Annotated in this window: 13 protein-coding genes; 6 read left to right on the top strand and 7 right to left on the bottom strand. The window is 61.8% G+C overall.

The window, feature by feature from the left end; genetic code table 11:
• The first annotated feature begins 299 nt into the window (after positions 1-299).
• The 5 genes from ACYSTU_RS15255 to ACYSTU_RS15235 all read left to right on the top strand — a co-directional run bounded on the left by ACYSTU_RS15255 (position 300) and on the right by ACYSTU_RS15235 (position 5,103).
• Positions 300-1,454 carry a MalY/PatB family protein gene (locus ACYSTU_RS15255; protein ID WP_498999744.1) on the top strand — a complete coding sequence of 385 codons (1,155 nt, stop codon included), beginning with the start codon at positions 300-302 and terminating at the stop codon, positions 1,452-1,454.
• Between the two features lie 229 nt (positions 1,455-1,683).
• Positions 1,684-2,541, top strand: a complete 858-nt coding sequence (locus tag ACYSTU_RS15250; protein WP_016774822.1) for a glucose 1-dehydrogenase — start codon at positions 1,684-1,686, stop codon at positions 2,539-2,541.
• A gap of 87 nt (positions 2,542-2,628) precedes the next feature.
• Positions 2,629-3,240, top strand: a complete 612-nt coding sequence (locus ACYSTU_RS15245) for a Yip1 family protein (RefSeq protein WP_130902789.1) — start codon at positions 2,629-2,631, stop codon at positions 3,238-3,240.
• 42 nt (positions 3,241-3,282) lie between these two features.
• Positions 3,283-4,626, top strand: coding sequence for a cation:proton antiporter (locus ACYSTU_RS15240; protein ID WP_498999741.1), 1,344 nt, complete (start codon positions 3,283-3,285; stop codon positions 4,624-4,626).
• 27 nt (positions 4,627-4,653) lie between these two features.
• Positions 4,654-5,103, top strand: coding sequence for a hypothetical protein (locus tag ACYSTU_RS15235; protein WP_241196164.1), 450 nt, complete (start codon positions 4,654-4,656; stop codon positions 5,101-5,103).
• Between the two features lie 239 nt (positions 5,104-5,342).
• Here ACYSTU_RS15235 and ACYSTU_RS15230 read toward each other — a convergent pair whose 3' ends face one another.
• From ACYSTU_RS15230 to ACYSTU_RS15215, 4 genes are all read right to left on the bottom strand, one after another.
• Positions 5,343-5,876, bottom strand: a complete 534-nt coding sequence (locus ACYSTU_RS15230) for a hypothetical protein (RefSeq protein ID WP_016774826.1) — start codon at positions 5,874-5,876, stop codon at positions 5,343-5,345.
• 78 nt (positions 5,877-5,954) lie between these two features.
• The gene (locus ACYSTU_RS15225) at positions 5,955-7,874 is read right to left on the bottom strand and encodes a hybrid sensor histidine kinase/response regulator (protein ID WP_498999737.1); all 1,920 of its coding nucleotides are present in this window, start codon (positions 7,872-7,874) and stop codon (positions 5,955-5,957) included.
• On the bottom strand, positions 7,867-10,197 hold the full coding sequence (locus ACYSTU_RS15220; protein ID WP_498999734.1) for an ATP-dependent DNA helicase: 2,331 nt from the start codon (positions 10,195-10,197) through the stop codon (positions 7,867-7,869). Before ACYSTU_RS15220 ends, ACYSTU_RS15225 begins: the two co-directional genes overlap by 8 nt.
• On the bottom strand, positions 10,194-11,846 hold the full coding sequence (locus tag ACYSTU_RS15215; RefSeq protein ID WP_122602675.1) for a VRR-NUC domain-containing protein: 1,653 nt from the start codon (positions 11,844-11,846) through the stop codon (positions 10,194-10,196). The genes ACYSTU_RS15220 and ACYSTU_RS15215 overlap by 4 nt, the downstream gene beginning before the upstream one ends.
• Before the next feature lie 195 nt (positions 11,847-12,041).
• Here ACYSTU_RS15215 and ACYSTU_RS15210 point away from each other — a divergent pair, with 195 nt between their 5' ends.
• Positions 12,042-12,266 (top strand): YgdI/YgdR family lipoprotein, encoded by a 225-nt coding sequence (locus tag ACYSTU_RS15210; RefSeq protein WP_122505634.1) that lies wholly within the window; start codon positions 12,042-12,044, stop codon positions 12,264-12,266.
• Between the two features lie 122 nt (positions 12,267-12,388).
• Here the strand turns inward: ACYSTU_RS15210 and ACYSTU_RS15205 are convergent, their stop codons facing one another.
• The 3 genes from ACYSTU_RS15205 to eprS all read right to left on the bottom strand — a co-directional run bounded on the left by ACYSTU_RS15205 (position 12,389) and on the right by eprS (position 20,768).
• Entirely contained in the window at positions 12,389-14,242 is a 1,854-nt protein-coding gene (locus ACYSTU_RS15205) for a polyurethane esterase (RefSeq protein WP_498999786.1), read from the bottom strand.
• 312 nt (positions 14,243-14,554) lie between these two features.
• Positions 14,555-17,632, bottom strand: a complete 3,078-nt coding sequence (locus ACYSTU_RS15200) for an autotransporter domain-containing protein (RefSeq protein WP_498999731.1) — start codon at positions 17,630-17,632, stop codon at positions 14,555-14,557.
• Between the two features lie 190 nt (positions 17,633-17,822).
• Entirely contained in the window at positions 17,823-20,768 is a 2,946-nt protein-coding gene (eprS, locus tag ACYSTU_RS15195) for an autotransporter serine peptidase EprS (RefSeq protein WP_498999728.1), read from the bottom strand.
• Between the last annotated feature and the right edge of the window lie 243 nt (positions 20,769-21,011).

Genomic DNA, 21,011 nt, shown 5'->3' with positions numbered 1-21,011 from the left:
TTGCGACGCCTTGGCGCCGACTTTTTCACTGTAGACAAAGACCTTGCCGATTGTGTGAAAACCGACCGTCGGGTGTTTCATCTGCAATCTCGAGGTATTGATCGTTCCCACGCTCTGCGTGGGAATGCCTCAAGGGACGCTCCGCGTTCCACTGGGACGCAGAGCGTCCCGGGCTGCATTCCCACGCGGAGCGTGGGAACGATCAGTCAGATCGCTATTGCGAGCAGGCTCACTCCTACAGGGAACGAGTTGCGCATAGAATGTCCGGCAGAACCAACTCCGCCTTGACGAGACCGCGCATGACTTTCGATTTTGATCAGCTGTTCGACCGCCACCACACTGGCAGCACCAAGTGGAGCCGCTACCCGGCCGATGTGTTGCCGATGTGGGTCGCTGACATGGATTTTGCCGCGCCGCCGGTCATCGTCGAAGCCCTGCAACAGCGCCTGCTGCACCCGCTGCTCGGTTACAGCGTGGCCCAGGACAACCTGCGCGAAGCCATCGTCGCCGACCTGTGGAACAAGTATTCATGGCAGGTCAAACCGCAGGAGCTGATTTTCCTGCCGGGCGTGGAATCGGGCTTCAACATGGCGCTCAAGGCTTTGGTCCAGGCGCAGCAGAATGTCGTTGTGCAAGTGCCGAACTACCCGCCGCTGCGCCATGCACCAGGGCATTGGGGCCTGAACAAGGTCGAGCTGGAATTCAATCCCCAGGCCGATGGCACTTACGCCACGCCATTGGACGCACTGCGCGAGTCGCTGAAAGGCGGCGACGCCCTGCTGTTGAGCAACCCGCACAACCCGCTCGGCAAGGTCTTCGCCCGCGAAGAATTGCAGGCAGTCGCGGATATCTGCGCAGCGCAGGACGCGTGGATCATCTCCGACGAGATTCACGCCGAACTGTGCTTCGACGGCCGCGTGCACATTCCCACCGCATCGCTGAGCCCCGAGATTTCCAAACGCACGATCACCCTGATGTCGGCGAGCAAGGCCTACAACATCGCCGGCCTCAAGACCTCGTTCATGATCATCCAGGACGCCGCCCTGCGTGAGCGCGTCAACCACGCTCGCTGCGGCATGGTCGACAGCGTCAACCCGCTGGGCATGGAAGCCACCCGCGTCGCCTACAGCGAAGCCGCGCCGTGGCTCGCCGAACTGAAAGTCTACCTGCAGGCCAACCGCGACTGGCTGGTAGACGCGGTGCGCACGCGCCTGCCGGGCGTGACCATCAACGTGCCGCAGGGCACGTATCTGGCGTGGCTCGATTGCACCGCGCTGGACCTGCCGGATCCGCAACGATTCTTCCTCGAACAGGGCAAGGTCGGGCTCAGTGCCGGGCTCGATTTTGGTGACCGGCATCAGCAGTTTGTGCGGTTGAACTTCGGCTGCCCGAGGGCGTTGCTGGAAGAAGGGATTGCGCGGATGGAGCGGGCTTTGGCTAACCGCAATCTCTGATCCTGCCCCGAGATTCCCCTGTGTAAGTGATCCCCTGTGGGAGCGAGCCTGCTCGCGAAAGCGCAGTGTCAGTCGACATATTTATCGTCTGACAGACCGCTTTCGCGAGCAGGCTCGCTCCCACATTGGTTTTGCATAGCCAACTAAATCCAGCGCAAATCCGATCGAACTCCAGGCAAAGCCACCGGGTCAACCCGGAACACTGGCCTTGAAATCAGGAGACCCTGCGATGACTGACTATCCAAAACCACCCTTCCCGAAACAAGCCCAACCGGTGCCCGGCTCGCAACGCAAGATGGAGCCGTATCCAGACTGCGGCGAGCAAAGTTACGTCGGTTCCGGCCGTCTGGCCGGCAAGATTGCGCTGATCACCGGTGCCGACAGCGGCATCGGTCGCGCAGTGGCGATTGCCTTCGCCCGTGAAGGTGCCGACGTCGCCGTGGCTTACCTGAATGAACACGAAGACGCCAAGGAAACCGCACGCTGGGTCGAGCAGGCCGGGCGTCAGTGCATCCTGCTGCCGGGCGATATCGCCGAGAAAGCGCAGTGCCAAGCGCTGGTCGACAAGACCGTCGAGCGCTTTGGCCGCATCGACATTCTGGTCAATAACGCCGCGTTCCAGATGACCCACGAAAACTTCGAAGAAATTCCCGATGACGAATGGGTGATGACCTTCGATGTGAATATCACTGCGATGTTCAGGATCTGTCAGGCGGCGATCAAACACATGCGCCCCGGCTCGTCGATCATCAACACCAGCTCGGTCAACTCGGACATGCCCAAGCCGACCCTGCTGGCCTACGCCACCACCAAAGGCGCAATCGCCAACTTCACCGGTGGTCTGGCGCAGATGCTCGGGCCGAAGGAAATTCGCGTCAACAGCGTCGCACCCGGCCCGATCTGGACGCCGCTGATCGTCTCTACCATGCCCGATGAAGAAGTGCAGAACTTCGGCGGCAGCACCCCGCTCGGCCGTCCGGGCCAACCGGTGGAAGTCGCACCGATTTACGTGCTGCTGGCCTCCGACGAAGCCAGCTACATCACCGGCCAGCGCTACGGCGTGACCGGCGGCAAACCGATGCTGTAACCGTGCAGCAGAAAAACTGAACCCGAGCGGCATGGCATCCCTCCATACCTGTAAGCGCCTACGGGCCAACAGGAACAGGAGGTTGTCATGTCCGCCCCCCTCGTCAGACTCTTCACCCAACCCAACTTCGCCTGGACCGATATCCGCCGCGAAGAAGAAACCCATCCCCGCCACTATCTCGCGCATCTGCTGCTGCTCGCACTGATTCCGGCCGTGTGCCTGTTCATCGGCACCACCCAGGTCGGCTGGAGCCTAGCCGTGGGTGAAAACGTGCGCCTGAGCACGGCCAGCGCCTTGCAACTGAGCGTGTTGCTGTACGTGACGATCGTCGCGGGTGTCGCGGTCATGGGCGGGTTCATTCGCTGGATGTCACGATCGTTCGATGCGCGGCCAACGCTCAATCAATGCATCGGTTTTGCCGCCTACACGGTGACGCCGTTTTTCCTCGCCGGGATTGCCGGGCTGTACCCGAGCCGCTGGCTGGCAATTCTGGTGCTCGGCGCGGCGTCGATCTATTCGACGTTTCTGCTGTTCGTCGGCCTGCCGACCTTCATGCATGAGCGCAGGGAGCAAGGCCTGCTGTATTCGGCGTGCGTGTGGGGCGTTGGCCTGCTGGTGCTGGTGACCATGCTGGTGTCGATGATTCTGCTGTGGTTCAACGTGCTCATCCCCGAGTACCTGCGCACGACCGTGAGCTGAGCCGGTGCGCCTGTCCTTGAGAATTCACCGCAGTGAGCGGTCATGAGTTTCGGCGTATGGGTCGCGGTGCTCGGCGCCGTGCTGCTGACGCTGGCCCTGACGTCGTCATGGTTGCGCTGGATGCCGGTCACCACCTCGGCGGTGTGCCTGCTGCTGGGCATCGCCATCGGCCCCAGCGGCCTCGACCTGCTGCAATTGCCGCTGGAGGAATCGTCGTTGTGGATGGAGCACCTGACGGAAGTCGCGGTGCTTTTTTCCTTGTTCGTCTGCGGTTTGAAATTGCGCCTGCCGCTGGGCAACAAGACCTGGCGCATCGCTTTTGGTCTGGCCGGGCCGGTGATGATTCTGACGATTATCGGCGTGTGCCTGCTGTTGCACTGGGGCCTGCAATTGCCGTGGGGGCCTTCCTTGCTGATCGGCGCGATTCTGGCGCCGACCGATCCGGTGCTCGCCGCGCTGGTGCAGGTCAATGATGCGCAGGACTTAGACAGCGTGCGTTTCGGCCTCTCCGGTGAAGCCGGGCTCAACGATGGCGTGGCTTTCCCTTTCGTGATTCTTGGTTTGCTGTTGCTGCACGGTGACGGTAGCGCCGGCGAGTGGCAGCACTGGGTGGTTCGCAGCCTTTTGTGGGCGGTGCCGGCGGGTTTGCTCACCGGTTACTGGATGGGGCGCGGCATCGGCCGGATCGCCCTGTTGCTGCGCATTCACAACGAGGACAGCACCCTCGGCCCCAACGATTACCTGACCCTCGCGCTGATCGCGCTGTCCTACGTGGTCGCCGACGCCATTGGCGGCTACGGCTTTCTCGCGGTCTTCGCTGCTGGCCTTGGGCTGCGTCAGGAGGAAGTCAAATCCACGGGCATCACCCAGGCACCTGCAGAGCATCTGGTGCAGCCGGTGGTCGGTCATCAGAACGTCGAACCGCAGAACGCCGTGCATGGCGATACCGAGCAACTGGAAGACAGCCAGGTTGCAGCGGGGATCATGATGGGCGACATGCTGGCGTTCGGCAGTCTGGTCGAGCGGGCGATGGAAGTGTTTCTGGTGACCCTGCTCGGCGTCGTCCTGATAGCGCACTGGGACTGGCGGGCGTTGTGGATCGGCGCGGTGCTGTTCTGCCTGATTCGCCCGCTGAGCGTGGCACTGATGCCGTGGGGCAATCTGCTCAGCGGGCCGCAGCGTTTATTGATCGGCTGGTTTGGCATACGCGGCATCGGCAGCCTGTTCTATCTGTTCTTCGCCCTGAACCACGGTCTGGATTCCGACGTGGCCAAGGTCTGCACCGACATCACTTTGTCGGTGGTGGCCCTGAGCATTCTGCTGCATGGCATCAGCACACAACCGATGCTGGCGCGCTATGAACGTCTGAAGCAACGAAAAAGCTGATTCGTCGACCGCTGCGCTTGGCTGGAAATGATCGAAGATTTTTCTGCAAAAAAATGGATCGCCGGGCGCGACCCAAGGGTCACAACTTTAACCGCGCCAATCATCAGCGCGGCCCGGCAGGTTAGGTTCCCCTGCGGTGAACAGCCTATTAAACGGAACCCCGACACAAACAAGGTCACGGTCATGAACGAATGCTCGACTCCTGCGCAAATCAAGGCTTGCAGAGCACTGGCTCTGGAACGCAATCGTCAACTGTTCGAAGAAGCCCACGAACTGAACCGAGCGGCCAACGCGCTGCTGGAACAGACGCCGACCGACTTCGAACGCTTTGAGCAATACCGGGCACTGCGCAAGAAAGCCGATGCGAAATTTGAAGATGCGATTGATCATCTGTGTGTGCTGAATGAGGATTTCCCGCCGATTCCGGCGGCGGTGCAGAATGCTGTAACTGCGCGGCGTGAGCTGGAAACTGCGTAATAAAAGTCAAAAGCCCCTCACCCTAGCCCTCTCCCCGAGGGAGAGGGGACTGACCGGGGTGTTTTTCGTTATTCATCGACCTGAAAAATCGAGTCGAATACAAATTTTGAAAAGCGTGAAAATCTGCTCCCTTTCCCCTCGCCCCCTTGGGGGCGGTCCGACGTTTCGGGAGGGCTGGGGTGAGGGGGTAAAATCACATTAACACCACAACATGCAGCACCTGTCCCGACCAATCCACCTCAAGGATTGGTCACCTGAATAAACACCGCATACACCCCCAACATCACCCAGAACGTGGCAAAAATCCACGGCGTGCGCACCGAGAACAGCAGCGACTTGCGATAGCCCTTGTGGCTGGATTCCATCTCACTGAACAGTGGTGATTCGTCATACGCCGCGCCCATTACCGGCTCGCTGTGCAGCAACTGGCTCTGTTTGAAGTGCCAGTGATCGATGATGTCGTATGCCGCACGAATCCCCGGCCAGGCATTCAATGAACTGAGCACCCCGAGCAGCGCGAGAAACGGCGGCACGACGAGGGTGAACATCTTGCCCCACTCCGGATTGAGGTTAGCCATGCACGAGGCAAAAGCGATCACCAGAAACGACTGCGCCGCCAGGTAGGCGTCGGTGCGGTTGGCGAGGATGCTGGTTTCGTACTGGATTTCCCGGCGATAGAAATCCAGGCGTTCCTTGGGTGAGCCAAACATCTTGGCGTCGTGTTCGGCCAAGGCTTCTTCAACAGCGCTTGGCTGGGTCAATATGCGAGACAAGAGACGTGCCCTCCAAAAGTGAACAAGACTTTTGGAAAGGTACGCGTCAGCACTAGTTCAGCCGGATCGACCAGCGCGTCACTTCATCGATTGAGCGATGATCTGCACCAGACTCGCTTGGGTGAACGGTTTCGGCAGACGCGGCAGTTGAGCGGCAAAACCTTCCAGGCGTTCGGCATATCCAGTGGCGAGAATGATCGGCAGATCCGGCTTGAGCATGCGCAAGGCATGGGCCAGTTGCGCGCCGCTCATTTTTGGCATGGCCATGTCGGTGATCACCAGATCAATCACTTCGCCCTGATCGAACAGCGCCAGCGCCTGGGCGCCGGAGGTCGCGCCGATGACGCGGTGGCCGAGGTCTTCCAGCAGCAAGCTGGTGCTGGTCAGCACCAGCGAATCGTCATCGACCACCAGCACGCTGAGTCGCGGTACTGCGATCGGCGCTGCGTTGCTGTACGCCGGGCGACTGGCCGTACGCTCAAGCGCCACCGGAATCCACAGCTCGGCCGCCGTACCCTGGCCCTTCTCGCTTTTCAGAATAAAGCGCCCGCCCAACTGCTCGATGAAGCCGTGCACCATCGACAAGCCCAGCCCGGTGCCTTTGCCCAGGCCTTTGGTGGTGAAGAACGGATCACGGGCGCATGCCAGCGTGGCTTCGTCCATGCCTTCGCCGCTGTCGATCAGGCTCAGGCACACGTAGCGCCCCGCCGCGAGGGTCGAATGAGTTTGTTCCAGCACCACTTCGGCTTGCGCCTGAATGATCACCGTGCCGCCGTCGGGCATGGCATCGCGGGCATTGGTGGCGAGATTGAGGATCGCCAGTTCCAGCTGATTGCTATCGGCCAGCACTGGCTGCAGGTCGTCGGGAAAGCGTGTTTCGATACGAATCCCCGGTCCGAGCGAGCTGCGCAGCAGCCCGGTGATGCCTTGCACCAATTGCGGGATATCCACCGATTCGGTCTTCAGTTCCTGACGCCGGGCGAAGGCCAGCATGCGCTGGGTCAGCGAAACACCGCGCAAGGCGCCTTGGGTGGCGTTTTCCAGCAGTCGAGCGATTTTCGGCGCGTCGCCGATGCGTTTCTGCACGATCTCGAGGTTGCCGAGAATCACCGTCAGCAGGTTGTTGAAGTCATGGGCGATACCGCCGCTGAGTTGGCCGATCGCCTGCATCTTCTGCGCCTGGAACAACGCCTCGCGGGTCTTTTCCAGGGCCTGCTGTGCTTCGTGGGCCTCGGTCACATCGCGGGTGATCTTGGCGAAGCCGAGCAACGCGCCGGTGTCGCCGCGAATCGCATCGACCACTACGTGGGCAAGAAAGCGCGTGCCGTCCTTGCGCATCCGCCAGCTGCGGTTCTCAAAGCGGCCTTCGCGGGTGGCAATCTCCAGCGAACGCTGCGGCTCGCCGAGTTCGCGGTCTTCGGGGGTGTAGAAAATCGAAAAATGCTGGCCGATGATCTCTTCCGGCAAATAGCCCTTGATGCGCTGCGCGCCCTGGTTCCAGTTGCTGACGCAGCCTTCGGGGCTGAGCATGTAGATCGCGTAGTCGGTGACGCCCTGCACCAGCAGGCGGAACTGCTGTTCGCTTTGCTTGAGGGTTTCCTCGGCCATTTTGCGGTCGGTGAGGTCACGGGTGATCTTGGCGAAACCGAGCAGTTCGCCGTTGGGGTCGATGATCGGATCGATCACCACGTGCGACCAGAAGTGCGTGCCGTCCTTACGCACGCGCCAGCCCTCGCCTTCGAAGCGACCTTCACGGATCGCTGTGTCCAGCGCCCGTTGCGGCATGCCGTTGGCGCGGTCTTCAGGGGTATAGAAGCGCGAGAAGTGCTCGCCGATGATCTCGGCTTCTTCATAACCTTTGAAACGTTTTGCGCCGGAGTTCCAACTGGTGATGGTACCGTCGGGGTCGATCATGTAGATCGCATAGTCGACAACCGCGTCGATCAGCAGCCGGAAACGGCTGTCTTCGATCGCTGCGGTTCTGTTGTTCTCACTCATCACACTCACCAGCCACTGTCATGGGCTGAAGTATGCGTGAATCCGTCGATTTGAACAGCGCCGGTTCGCTTTTGATCGCCCACCAGCGTGGCAGCAGTTGCTGGATGCGGCTTTCGGCAAAGCGGTCATCAATGAGCATGACCGTGCCGCGATCCTCACGGGTGCGGATCACCCGCCCGGCTGCTTGTACGACTTTTTGCATGCCCGGGTATAGATAGGTGTAATCGTAGCCGGCGCCAAAAATGGCGGCCATGCGCCGCTTCATCTGCTCGTTGACCGGGTTGAGCTGCGCCAGCCCCAGCGTGGCGATGAACGCGCCGATCAGCCGCGCGCCGGGCAAATCGATGCCCTCGCCAAACGCGCCGCCCAACACCGCAAACCCGACGCCTTGGCTGTCGGCGCTGAACTGGTCGAGAAACGCCTGCCGCGCGCCCTCGGCCATGCCCCGCGATTGCAGCCACTGAGTGATGCACGGATGGCGCTCGGCCAATAAGGTCGCGACCTGTTGCAGGTAATCGAAACTGCTGAAGAACGCCAGATAATTGCCCGGGCGCTCGCTGAACTGACGGGCGATCAGCTCGACGATCGGCTCCAGCGAGGCCTGGCGATGGTTAAAACGCGTGGAGATCTGGCTGACGATGTGCACCTGCAATTGCTCGGCGCTGAACGGCGATTCAACGTCGATGCACACCGTATCGGCGGGCGTGCCGAGCAGGTCGGCGTAGTAGTTGCGCGGGCTCAGCGTGGCCGAGAACAGCACACTGCTGCGCGCCGCTGTCAGGCGCGGACCGATGAACGCCGCCGGCACCACGTTGCGCAGGCACAGTTGCGACAGTGGACGCTTGCGGTCGAGGTCGCGTTTGCTGATATCGAAAAGGTAATGCTCGTCGTACAGCTCGGCGACCCGGGCAAATTGCAGCAGATCGAAATAGAAATTCTGCAGGCTGCTGTCGAGGCCTTGCGGATGCTCGTTGAGGTAATCGCCAATGGCCGCGCAACACAGCGAGATGGCGTGCAGGAGCTTGTCCGGCGCCTTGTCGTAGGCCTGATAGGCCGCCAGTTGCGGCGCATGCAGCGCGTTCCATTCGCGGTTGACCCGTTGCAGGGAATTTTTCAACGCGGCGGGGGCGGTTTTACGCACAGTGCCGAGGGTGAACTGGTCGAGACTGGCGCTGTACATCTGCCGGCCGCGCTCGACCAGGTTGTGTGCCTCGTCGGCGAGCACCGCGACTTTCCACTGATTGAGCTGGGCCAGACCGAACAGCAGCGCGCTGAAGTCGAAGTAATAGTTGTAGTCGGCAACCACCACATCCGCCCAGCGGGCCATTTCCTGACTGAGGTAGTACGGGCATACGCTGTGCTGCGCGGCAACTTCACGCATCGCCGCCTGATCCAGCAGATTGATATGGCTGGCAGATTCGCGGGCAGCCGGCAGGCGATCATAAAAACCTTGGGCCAACGGACAGGATTCACCGTGGCAGGCTTTGTCCGGATGTTCGCAGGCCTTGTCGCGAGCAACCATTTCCATCACCCGCAGCGGCAAGTCCGGCGCTTGCCTGAACAACACCTGGCTGGCATCCAGCGCCAGCTTGCGTCCGGGAGTCTTGGCGGTGAGAAAGAACACCTTGTCCAGTTGCTGCGGCGCCAAGGCCTTGAGCATCGGGAACAGCGTGCCAAGGGTTTTGCCGATGCCGGTCGGCGCCTGGGCCATGAGGCAGCGGCCGGTGCTCACGGCTTTGAACACTGATTCGGCCAGATGCCGTTGGCCGGGACGAAAATCCGCGTGCGGGAACGCCAGTTGTTGCGCGGCCAGATTGCGCGCTTCGCGATGGGCCATTTCCTGCTCGGCCCATTGCAGGAACAAAGCGCACTGCTGCGCGAAAAACCCCTGAAGCGACTCGGCGCTGTGGGATTCGACCAGACAGGTTTCCTTTTCGCTAACGACGTCGAAATACACCAGCGCCAGATTGATCTGCTGCAATTGCAGTTTCTGGCACATCAACCAGCCGTAGATTTTCGCCTGCGCCCAGTGCAACTGGCGGTGATTGGCCGGTTGCTTGCTCAAGTCGCCGCGATAGGTTTTGACTTCTTCCAGGCAGTTTTGCGCCGGGTCGTAACCGTCCGCCCTGCCCTTGACCTTCAGCTCGCCGAATTCGCCTTGCAGCGCCACTTCGCTCTGGTACTGCTCGCTGCGCCGCGAGGCCACGGTGCGATGGCCGACGATGCCTTCCAGCGCGGTCGGTGACGGGGTGAAGCGCAGGTCGAGGTCGCCGGTCTTGGCGGTGAACTCGCACAGTGCACGCACGGCAACACTGTAACTCAAGCGCTCTGCTCCGCCCATTGCACGTAACACACGGCCACCGGCATTTGATGCTCGTGGCAGAACTCCAGCCAGCGCAGCTGATTGTCCTGCAAGCGGTCGCCGGGGCCTTTGACTTCGATCATGCGGTAGGTCTTGTGCTGCGGCCAGAACTGGATCAGGTCCGGCATGCCGGCACGGTTGGCCTTGATGTCGAGCAGCAATCGGTTGAACCAGTGTTTCAGGTGTTCGGCGGGCAGACAGGCCAGCGCCTGCTCCAGCAAGTCTTCGTTGAGCGCGCCCCAGAACACGAACGGCGACTGGATGCCCCACTTGTCGACGAAGCGCTGGCGAATCGTCTCGGCGTAGCGGCCGTCATCGAGTTCGCCCAAACAGGCCTGGAACAGCTCGGCGCGGCGCTCGAGGAAGTCTTCACTGAGCAGATCGACCGGACCGCGCTGGAACGGGTGGAAAAACGCACCCGGCAACGGCGCGAAGATCGCCGGCCAGCACAACAGGCCGAACAGTGAATTGATCAGGCTGTTCTCGACGTAATGCACCGGGCCGTCATCGGCGTGCAAGTGCGCTTGCACATGAAACTCCACCGACCGCGCCGGATCGATGCGCGGCAAGTGCAAATCGAGGCGCTCGACCTCTCTCGCCTTGGAACGCTTGAGCGGCGGGCCACCGAGTTTGCGCCGCAGGCGCGGGACGATGCGCTGCAAGCCTTGCTGCTCGGCCGCGCTTTGCGGTGCCTGTTCGGCCAGCGTGCCGAGTTCCAGCGCCAATGCATATTCGCCGCAGCGTTCGAGCACACGGATCATCCGCAGTCGTGCGCCCGGGTAGGCGCAGTCGCGGTAAACACTCAGGGCCAGGGCAAAGTCGCCGATGCGCTCGGCGTACTGGCCGATCTGGAACAACGCCTTGGCTTGCCGGCGGCGCAGCCATGGGTTGTCGAATTGCACGGCGTTGATCTGTTCGACGATCTCGTCCAGCGCTTCACCGGCTTCGAAGCGCAACTGGCATTGATGCAGGAACAGGCAGGCGTCGACGTCTTCGCGGCTGCGCAGGCCTCGGGAGTCGGCGCAGAACTCGACTTTTTCATAAGTGAAGATGCCCAGGTCGGCCAGCACGAACTCCGACCAGTCCTGATACAGATTGCCGAAGAACATCAGGCGCAGGCGATCGCACAGGTCCATCAGGGTCAGGCTGAACAGCCGATCAGCCAGTTGCGGGGCCCAGCCGCGCAGGGTCTGCGCCTCGCTGAACTGTTCGGTCAGCACCGGCAGCCACTCGTCCTTGCGCCCTTTCGGCTGTTCGATAAAGGCGCCGAACGCTTGCAAGAGCTCGGCCTTGAGCAAGACATCGAACAACTCTGCCACCGTCAGCTCAGCGTGTTCGTCGAGCCAGCCGTGGTCGAGCAACGGCTGCGCCGCCTCGGCAATGTCGCCGATTTCCAGATAATTGAGTTTGCTCGCGCGAAAGTGAATGCCCTTGCGCATGACCATGCGTACCAGCAATCCCTGCGAGGCTTGCGGCAGCGTATTGAAGTCGCGGATGAAGCCGTGTTCGCTTGCGCTCATCACATCGGCATAGCGAAGCCCAAGCCAATCAAGCACTTGCCGGAAGTTGTTGAGGTAATAGAACGGATCGTCGAGAGGGTTGGAGGTCACGGGAATTCAAAGCCACGGCAAGCGAACACTGGTTATGCGTACAGATAACAGCTCAGCCCTGCCCGGCGCAAACGGAAAAAGATCAATGGCATTTTTTCGCGCCGCCATCGAACTTTTCCGCCGCTGCTGGCACCAACCGCGTTACAGGGCCGACAATGCCCGCAATCACATTCAAGCAAGGAGTCAGAGGTGGGTATGAAAATCAAGATGCTGGGCATTCCTGTAGCGATCGCAGCCCTGTTGGCGCTGGGCGGCTGTTCGACCCAGACCGTGGTGACGTTGCAGAACGGCACCCAGTACCTGACCGAGGACATGCCGAAGACCGAGACCGAGGACGGTTTCTATGAGTTCGAGGATATTTCCGGCGCCAAGGTCAAGGTTCGCGCCGATGAAGTAGCGACCGTGCGCAAGGAAGACTGACTTTGCTTGAATGATCGTTTTTCGCGAGCAGGCTCGCTCCCACACTGGATCTGCGTTGTCCACAAATCCCCTGTGGGAGCGAGCCCGCTCGCGAAGGGGCCGGCACAGGCCCCGCATCAACGTCAGGCGATAACAACCCCGTCGGCGCTCAAACTTCCCAGCGCCACGCCCACCAACGTCACCGAATCCGCACCGAACGTCAGCAAGGTATCCTGCCCGACCGCCGAGGCATGGGCGCGCAAATCATCCCCCGGCAACACCCCCTGCACGCCAAGAAACACCAGTTTGTCATCGGCCGTATAGCCAACCACACGATCCTGGCCAAACGCGCCATTGAACAGAAACGTATCCGCCCCGCCGCCCGATTCCATCAGGTCATTGCCAGCGCCACCGACAAACACATCATTGCCCGCGCTGCCGAGCAAATGATCGTTGCCCTCCAGGCCAAACAGCCAGTCACCGCCGGCATGCGCCTTCAGTGTGTCAGCGCCGGCCGTTCCTCTAACGCTCGATTCATAAGCAGTGAGGTTACTGCCGACTTTCAACCCCATGTCCGTGACGTTGTGCAACACGTCGTCCTTGAACACGCCCCAGAGAAACCCCGGCTCTTTGCTGACGATGCTGCCAATGTCACGGGTGATGCTGATCCCGCCGTTGGCATCGCGGATGTACAGGTGGCCAGCGCCGTCGTTGGCGAAATCGAAGTTCTTCACCGTCTGCTGCAAGTCGAGGGTGTTGCTGCCCTGCCCGCCCAGAATGACGTTGTAGCCGCCGCTGTCACGGAAGCTGTCATTGCCGGCACGGCCTTCCAGATAGTCATTGCCGCTGCCGCCCTGGATCAGGTCGTTGCCGTCACTGCCGATGATGAAGGTGTTGCCCTTGTGGGTTTCGGCGTTGCGGTTGAGGTCCTGCACCCACGTGCTGGCCCGCGCCGGGTCGGACAGGTTGGCGACGATGATTGTCGAGTCGCGGCTGGTCAGGTCGTAGAACTTCGATTCCAGCACGCGGGTCATGCCGTCGCCGTAGCCAGTGGGCAGGTGCGAAATCCACGTCGGGATATTCAGGATCGAATACGGCAGCACGTTCCAGGCGTTCGAGGCGTAGTGATCGTTGAAGCTGACGATGTTGTCGGTGGTCGAGGCATGCGGCGCGTCGTGCACACCCACCGAGGCACTGCTGAAGGTCGAACCGTCGAGGGTGCGAAACACCGGGTCGTTTTCGTAGCCGATATTCAGCACCTTGTCGCCGCTGCTCTGGGTCGGCGAGGCGTAGGCGATGTAGTTGGAATCAGCGAAAAACCCGCCCCACTTGCCAGCGCTCAAGTCAGCCATGCTGTTCACCGCCAGACCGCCCAGGCTGTGGCCGCTGACCAGCACGTCTTTGCCGCTGAGGCCGTTGGCCCGGGCAAATGCGACGACATCGTTGAGCAGATTGCCGAAGGCTTCGCCGACGTAGTTTTTTGCGTAATCGGCCGGGCCGAACGCGGCGAGCAGATCGTTGATCACGTCGCCAATCGAATCACCGATGAGGATTTCGCGCGGACCGCTGGTGCCGCGAAAGGCGATCCCCAGTTCGGTGAGGTGACCCTGAGCGTCGTACTTGCCGAGGATTTCCACTTGCGCGCTGGTGTAGCCGGCCTTCTCGCCGAAGAACGTCCCGCGTGCATCGGTCTTGCCGTCGTAGCCCAATTGCGCGGCGCTGATCGGCGTCCAGCCGGCCTTTTGCACGGCCTCGAGGGCAAGTTTTTCCGAATCGGGATTCCACGGGATACCGGGGATCACCCCTTGCGAATCGGTGCCGCCGATCAGCGCAGTGACCAGCGTCGCCGGTAGGCCGAGGCCGAAGCCGTTGTGCTGGTAGCCCGCGGCGAAACCGTTATCGAGGTTGTGATAGGAATACAGCGTGATCGCCATGGCATCACTGAACAGCGCCGCGGAATCGGCTGTGCCGAAGTTCTTGTAGTCGTATACACCCATTGCCATTGCCTCTCTTGTTGTTGGAATTGTCAGAGATAGCTCACAGCCAGAGCACAAGGCTCCGGAGCATTTCATTTGTCGTTCAATGGTCCCTCAAATGTCATGTGTACGCCGTACCTGTGGGAGCGAGCCTGCTCACGAAGGCGGCAGCACATTCAACATCACAATTGCCTGAACCAGAGCTTTCGCGAGCAGGCTCGCTCCCACATTTGGATCTTCTGCACATTTGGATTTTTGTACGCGAACAATCCCATGAGCAGCGCTCCCTTTTCTTGAAAAACCGGCAGCCCGAGAAGCGCTGCCGGTTACGCCTCAGAACTGCCAGTCGAGCGTCAGACCGACTCCGTGATCTTTCTCGTTCGAGCCGATCAGACCGTTGTAGTCGAGGTTGACCCGCACGTCGCGATTGAGCGCTAGCCCGGCGCGCACGCCCACCACAGCGGCGTCACGATCCATCGACACGCTCTGCACGGTGAACGCGCTGTTGCCGTTGGCAAAGGCCAGATGGCTGTCGGCATCGACGCTGCTCAGGTTGTGCTGCCAGCCGAGGCTGGCGCCCAGTTCCAACTGATGCTTATCCGACAAGGCGAAGCTGCGCTTGGCGCGCACGCCGAGGGTCGACAGCACCACGTCGCGGTTGTCTTCACCACCCTTGAGCGCGGCCGCGTCACCTTTCTCGGTGAAGCTGTCGGTGTTGAGGTGCACGTAGGACAGATTGGCGAACGGCTCCAGGTTCATCGGTTGCAGGCCCAGATCGTATGCGGCCTCGGTGAACAGTTGCGCGGTGGTCGCGTCACGTTTGGTTTTCTGTTTGCCGCTGACGTCGCCGAACTGCAGATCACGCTTCACATCAATGCGATGCCAGCTGTAGGCGCCGCCGACAGTCAGGCGCAACGCGTCGATTTCATGGCCCAGATACGCACCCAAGTGGTAGCTGTCGACCGAGGCCGACGAATGCGTGCCGCTGCCCATGCTCAACGAGCTGTCGCTGTAACCAGTGACGAAACCGAGACGGGTATCTTCAGCAATCAGACCGTCGACGCCAGCCAGCAGCCCGCCAATGGAGCTATTGGAATCGGCATTGTCGTGCCCGCCATCACTCTCGCCCCACGAGCCGAGAACCTTGACCCAGACGTTGCTGCGCTCATCAGTCGGCGCATCGGCATTGAACAGATCACGCTCACGCAGGCGCTCGCCGACGGCTTCGCGCAGGTAACGGCTGTCGTTGATCAGCAGCGTGCCGATGGCCGGGTGAATCTCGCCGGACAACTGTTGAAAGGCCTGCTGCGCCGACGCCCCGTTGGGCGACAGCAACAGGGTTTCGAACAGCGCATTGCCCGCGCCCAAACGCTCGGCGGCGGCACCGACGGCGCGCTGGTTTGGCGTCAGACCAACGCTGGCGAACGATGCCTCATTGCGCCCGACCGCCAGCTGAATGCCGCCCGCCGAGTAATCCAGAGTGCCGCCAAGGAAGGCGTAATTCGGCAAGACCTGCCCGAAGCGCCCTTCAATGCCACCCGCCGCTTGCAGAATGTTGTAGCGAGTGCCGAGCAGGCTTTGCACTTCGCCGGTGCTGAGCAGGGTCGGGCTGTTTTCCAGCGACAGGCTCACCGTGGCGCCGTCGATGACGGCTTTGCCGCCCGCGACGATCTGGTCGCTGCTGGTTGGCGACAGCTCTACGGCGTAGGTCGAACCCGGCGCGAAAGTCACGTCACCTGCCACATTCAGGGTGCCGATGGAATTGCCCGGTGCCACCGTGCCGCCGCTGCTCACAGCCAGTGCGCCAATGCGGCCATTGCCGCCGAGGATGCCGCCGTTGTTGACGGTGACCGCCGATTGCAGCGAACCGTTGATGGCCAGACGGCCCTGGTTGACCAGGGTCGGGCCGCTGTAAGTGTTGTTGCCGGTCAGCACTAGGGTGCCGATGCCTTGCTTGGTCAGACCGCCGTGGCCGCCGATGTCGTTGCGCCAGGTATCGAGGCCGCACGTGATGTCGCTGCACACCCGCTCGGTCGGTTTGCCCTGGTCGATGATCGCGCCGATGCCCGGCAGATCGGCGACAAACTGGCCGGAACCGTAAGCGCCCTGCACGCGGAATTCCTCTGGAATGTCCTGCTCGGTGACGAACATCGCCGGACCGTCGATGGCCTTGCGCAGGTTGATCATGCCCCAGCCGTACAAGGCGTCGATGCCCGGTGCGCCGAGGTCGGTCGCAGTGGTGCGCAACACGCTGGCGACCTGATCCCCAGACATATACGGGAAGCGCTCCATCAGCACAGCAATGGAACCGGCCACGTGCGGCGCGGCCATCGAGGTGCCGTTGTAATTCTTGTAGCCGGTGGTCAAGTTGTCGGCGTTGGTGCCTTCGATGATCGAGCTGTAGATCTTGGTGCCTGGCGCCGACACGCAGTAACTCGCGGTGTAGCCGCAACGCGAGGAGAACGTGCTGATCACATACGGATTGGCGCTGGCGGTATCCGGGTTCTGCTGCAACGCGGCGACGGTGATCCAGTTCGGCGCGATGTCCGGGACGAAATAGCCGAGGCCGGCGATGGCATCGGGATTGTTCAGGTTGTAATCGTTGCCGGCGGCAAAAATGGTGACGATGCCGCTGCGTGCGGCGGCGATGGCGCCGTCGTAGGCGCCGCCGGGTTTGGTGCCGAGCAGCGTGCGGATTTCGTTGAACTGCAACTGCGCGTCGTTGACGGTGAAGTGCGGATACGCCGGATCGCGGCCGCCGAGGTCAAAGCGGTCGGTGATGCCGATGCCCCAGCTGTTGTTGATGATCCGCGCCCCGCTGGCGATCAGCGCATCCCAACCGGCCTTGTACACCGCACCATCGTTGCCGCGCACGATGCCGTCTTCCGGGCCTGGATCGCCGTTGTCGGCGCTGATGATTTGCGCACCGAACGCGACGCCGTGCATCACCCCGCCGTCGCGACTGCCCGCCGCGATACCGCCGACGTGGGTGCCATGGGCGCCGAGCTTGCCGTCGGAGCCGACCGAGGGCGAACCGTCATAGCGGAACGCGTCGCCGGCTTTCACCGGAATATACGGGTCGGTGTATTCGCGGATACCGCTGGTGACCAGGGTGACGACTTTGTTACTGCCAGAGAACTCCGGATGCGCGGCGTAGACCGGCTGATCGAAGATGCCCAGTTTCACGCCTTTGCCGGTGTAGCCGGCGGCGTAGGCGTAATCCGCGCCGATCGCGCCCAGGCCCCAGTCGGCCTTGAATTCATTGCTGCGCCAGCTCGACGGATCGCCGTTGTGGCCGTTTTCCACGTAAGGCGCTGCCTGCGCCATCGCACTGGCACAGAGCATGGCGACTGTCAGGGTTTTCAGGGCAAAGCGGCCACCCGATTGCGCGGGGGTATTGTTGTTATCCATCCACGACCTTCCTTAGTGATGTTGCGAAAAATCCGGTTGTTTCTATAGCTGTGGCGAGGGGATTCATCCCCGTTGGGTTGCGAAGCGACCCCCCAGGAATTTTTCCAACCTACGTAAACACAGGTTTTGCGACTGCTGCGCAGTCGAGCGGGGATAAATCCCCTCGCCACAGGGGCTCAAACACATGCAATCAGAACTGCCAGTTCAGGCTCAGGCCAACGCCATGCAGCTTTTCGCGGCTGGCCAGTTGGCCGTTGTAATCGAGGTTGACCCGCACGTCCTTGCTCAATGCCAGACTGGCCTGCACGCCGACCAGTGCGGCATCACGTACCAGCGCCGAGCTCTCCACTGAGTACGGCGTGCCGCCGCTGGCAAAGCGCAAATGCTGCTCCGATTCAATATCGCTGAGGCTGTGCTGCCAGCCGAGACGCGCGCTGACGTCCAACGCTTGCTGGCTGGAAAGGTCGAAGGTTTTGCTCGCCCGTACGCCCAAGGTGCTCAACACCGCATCGCGCTGATCGCCAGCGCTTTTCAGCGCAGCGGCATCGCCCTTCTCAGTGAAGCCTTCGGTGTCGAGATGCAGGTAGGTCAGGTTGGCGAACGGTTCCAGCGCCAGCGCTTGCAGCTGCAAGCGATACGCCGCCTCGGCGAAGACTTGGGTGGTGGTCGCATCGAGCTTGGCTTTCTGCTTGGCGCTGACCTCGTCGTATTGCAGATCGCGCTTCACATCGCCGCGATGCCAGCTGTACGCCGCACCGCTGCTCAAGCGCCAGGCGCCGATGTCGTGCCCGACGTAAGCGCCGAGGTGATAGCTGTCGACTTTTGCCGAGGAATGCGTGCCCGAGCCCATGCTCAAGGAGCTGTCGCTATAACCGGTGACCAGACCGATGCGGGTCTGCTCGTCCAGCGCGCCGTCGACACCGGCCAGCAGACCGGCGATCGAAGTGTTGTAGCCGGCCGTGTCGTGACTGGAATCGGTGCTGCCCCAAGCCCCGAGGGCTTTGATCCAGCCGTTGCTGCGGGTCGCCGATTCATCGTGCAGCCGCTCGCCGACCGCATCACGCAACTGGCGGCTGTCGTTGATCAGCATCGTCCCCAGCGCCGGATAAATCTCGCCGCTCAGTTGCTGAAAGGCTTGTCGCGCCGAGGCCTGAGTCGGTGCACGAAGAACGCTTTCGTAAACTGAATTGCCGGCGCCCAGCCCTTCGACTGCAGCGGCCACCGAACGCTGGTTCGGCGTTTGCCCGACGCTGGCGAAGCTTGTGGCATTGCGTTGGATATTCAGCTGAATGCCGCTTGCGGCGTAGTCGAGGGCGCCGCCGATGAACAGGTAGTTCGGCACCACCGCAGCGAACTGCCCCTGCACGCCGCCGGCCGCTTGCAGGATGTTGTACTGGCGACCGAGCAGGCTTTGCCCTTCGGCGCTGCTGAGCAAGGTCGGGCTGTTTTCCAGCGCCAGGCTGACGCTGGCGCCGCTGACGGTTGCCGTGCCGCCGGCGACGATGCGGTCACTGCTGGTGGGCGATAGCTCGACGGCGTAAGTCGAGCCCGGGGCGAGTGTCACATCACCAGCGACGTTCAAGGTGCCGATGGAATTGCCCGGTGCAACCCGGCCGCCGCTGTTGGCGGTCAGCGCGCCGATGCGTCCGGAGCCGCCAAGGGTGCCGCTGTTGTTGACGGTGACGGCTGACGTCAGCGAGCCATTGACCGTCAGCAGACCACCGTTGACCGTGGTCGGGCCGCGATAGGTGTTTGCGCCGCTGAGCAGCAATTGCCCAACGCCGGACTTGATCAGGCTGCCCTCGTACACCCGGTTCGCCGCTGCTGCATCACGCAGCATGCCGACGGCGTAATCGGTCTGGTCCTGCTGACTGGCGCCGGCCGGCACACCGTTCTGCCAGCCTTTGTCCTGCAGGGTTTGCTGCCAGGCGCTGTGCTCGGCGAGGTCTTCGCGCTGGCGCTGGAGCAGCGCGTTGTCGGAGATGTCGTTGCTCCAGACATCGCGCTGCCCTGCCCCCAGATTGGCGTCGAACGCACCGAGCAATTGCCCCGGCCCGCGCATCGCCCGGTCGAGGTTGGCGACGCCCCAGCCGACGCGCTCGTTCGGTGCGTCGGTGACCGAGCCGTCGAGCTGGGTGGCGGTGGTCAGCAGCACTTCGAGCGCCTGCTGGTTGTTCATGTACGGATAACGCTCCATCACCAGCGCCAGGGCGCCGGTCGCGTGCGGTGCCGCCATCGAGGTGCCGGATTTGATCGCGTAGCCGCCGCCGGGAATGGTGCTGTCGATCTTCGCCCCCGGCGTGGTGATGCACCAGTATTTGGCGATGCCGCACTGGTTGTACTTCTGCTGATTGCTCTGATCGAGCCCGGACACCGCCAGCCAGTGACCTTCCAGATCCGGCTGAAAATACGGCAGCGCCGAGCGCACGCTGGCGTTCGGGTAGCCGCTGTTGCCAGCGCTGAAGACATTGATCACACCGCGCCGGGAAACGTCGGCAGCGGCGTCGAGCCAAGTGCCCTTGTTCCAGTGCTGCGCGTAGGCGGCGTGCAGATCCGCGAGAGTGCGATAGCTGACATCCGGCGGCTGGCTGCCCCAACTGTTATTGATCGCCCGCACCCCGGCATCGGCGAGGCTGTCGTAGACCGCTTTGAAATAACGCGGATCAGGGCTGGGGCCGAAGAGGAAACTGTCGTTCTTGTTGGTGTTGCCGACGTAGATCTGCGCGTTGTACGCCACTCCGTGCATGCCGCTGCCGTCACGGGCGGCGCCCATGGTGCCGACCACGTGGGTGCCGTGGGAATCGTTGTTGGGGTTGAGCGTGCCGTCGACGTTGAACGCTGAGCCATCGACGTAGCTGCCGCTGGCGGTTACCGGGTGATAACGGTCGGCGGAGAATTCCGGGTGGGCGGCATCGAAACCGGAATCGAGCGCGCCGATTTTCACGCCTTTGCCGGTGATGCCGGCTGCGTAGGCCTGATCGGCCTGCATGCGTGGCAGACCCCAGTCACGCAGGAACTCGGCGCTGCGCCAACTGGATGGATCGCCGGGCTGGCCTGATTCCAGGTATTGGGCCTGCGTTGCCGAAGTCACCAGCAACAGCGTGCCGAGCGAAATCGGCTTTATGCGTACGTCCATGGTCATCACTCTCGTTTTTGTTGTTTTGTTCAGGGCTGAATTGCGGTGTCGCCTGTTCCCCTCACCCCAGCCCTCTCCCCGAGGAGAGGGAGCCGATTTGTGTTGATGTCAAAACCTGCGTCCGGCTCGGTCGTTCAGGTCGATGCAGCTATCGCAGGCCACTCGGTCAGTCCCCTGTCCTTGTGGGAGAGGGAGCCGATTTTTGTTGATGTCAAACCTGCGTCCAGCTCGGTCGTTCAGGTC

It is taken from the genome of Pseudomonas glycinis, assembly GCF_054871425.1.
Note: the sequence above shows the minus strand (reverse complement) of the source record. Positions and strands in the feature narration are given on the sequence as shown.

Excerpts from the sequence above, each read along its gene's own strand:
- ACYSTU_RS15255 (WP_498999744.1), top strand. The coding sequence starts at position 300 with ATGACTTTCGATTTTGATCAGCTGTTCGACCGCCACCACACTGGCAGC.
- ACYSTU_RS15250 (WP_016774822.1), top strand. The coding sequence starts at position 1,684 with ATGACTGACTATCCAAAACCACCCTTCCCGAAACAAGCCCAACCGGTG.
- ACYSTU_RS15245 (WP_130902789.1), top strand. The coding sequence starts at position 2,629 with ATGTCCGCCCCCCTCGTCAGACTCTTCACCCAACCCAACTTCGCCTGG.
- ACYSTU_RS15240 (WP_498999741.1), top strand. The coding sequence starts at position 3,283 with ATGAGTTTCGGCGTATGGGTCGCGGTGCTCGGCGCCGTGCTGCTGACG.
- ACYSTU_RS15235 (WP_241196164.1), top strand. The coding sequence starts at position 4,654 with ATGATCGAAGATTTTTCTGCAAAAAAATGGATCGCCGGGCGCGACCCA.
- ACYSTU_RS15225 (WP_498999737.1), bottom strand. The coding sequence starts at position 7,874 with ATGAGTGAGAACAACAGAACCGCAGCGATCGAAGACAGCCGTTTCCGG.
- ACYSTU_RS15210 (WP_122505634.1), top strand. The coding sequence starts at position 12,042 with ATGAAAATCAAGATGCTGGGCATTCCTGTAGCGATCGCAGCCCTGTTG.
- ACYSTU_RS15205 (WP_498999786.1), bottom strand. The coding sequence starts at position 14,242 with ATGGGTGTATACGACTACAAGAACTTCGGCACAGCCGATTCCGCGGCG.
- ACYSTU_RS15200 (WP_498999731.1), bottom strand. The coding sequence starts at position 17,632 with ATGGATAACAACAATACCCCCGCGCAATCGGGTGGCCGCTTTGCCCTG.
- eprS (WP_498999728.1), bottom strand. The coding sequence starts at position 20,768 with ATGGACGTACGCATAAAGCCGATTTCGCTCGGCACGCTGTTGCTGGTG.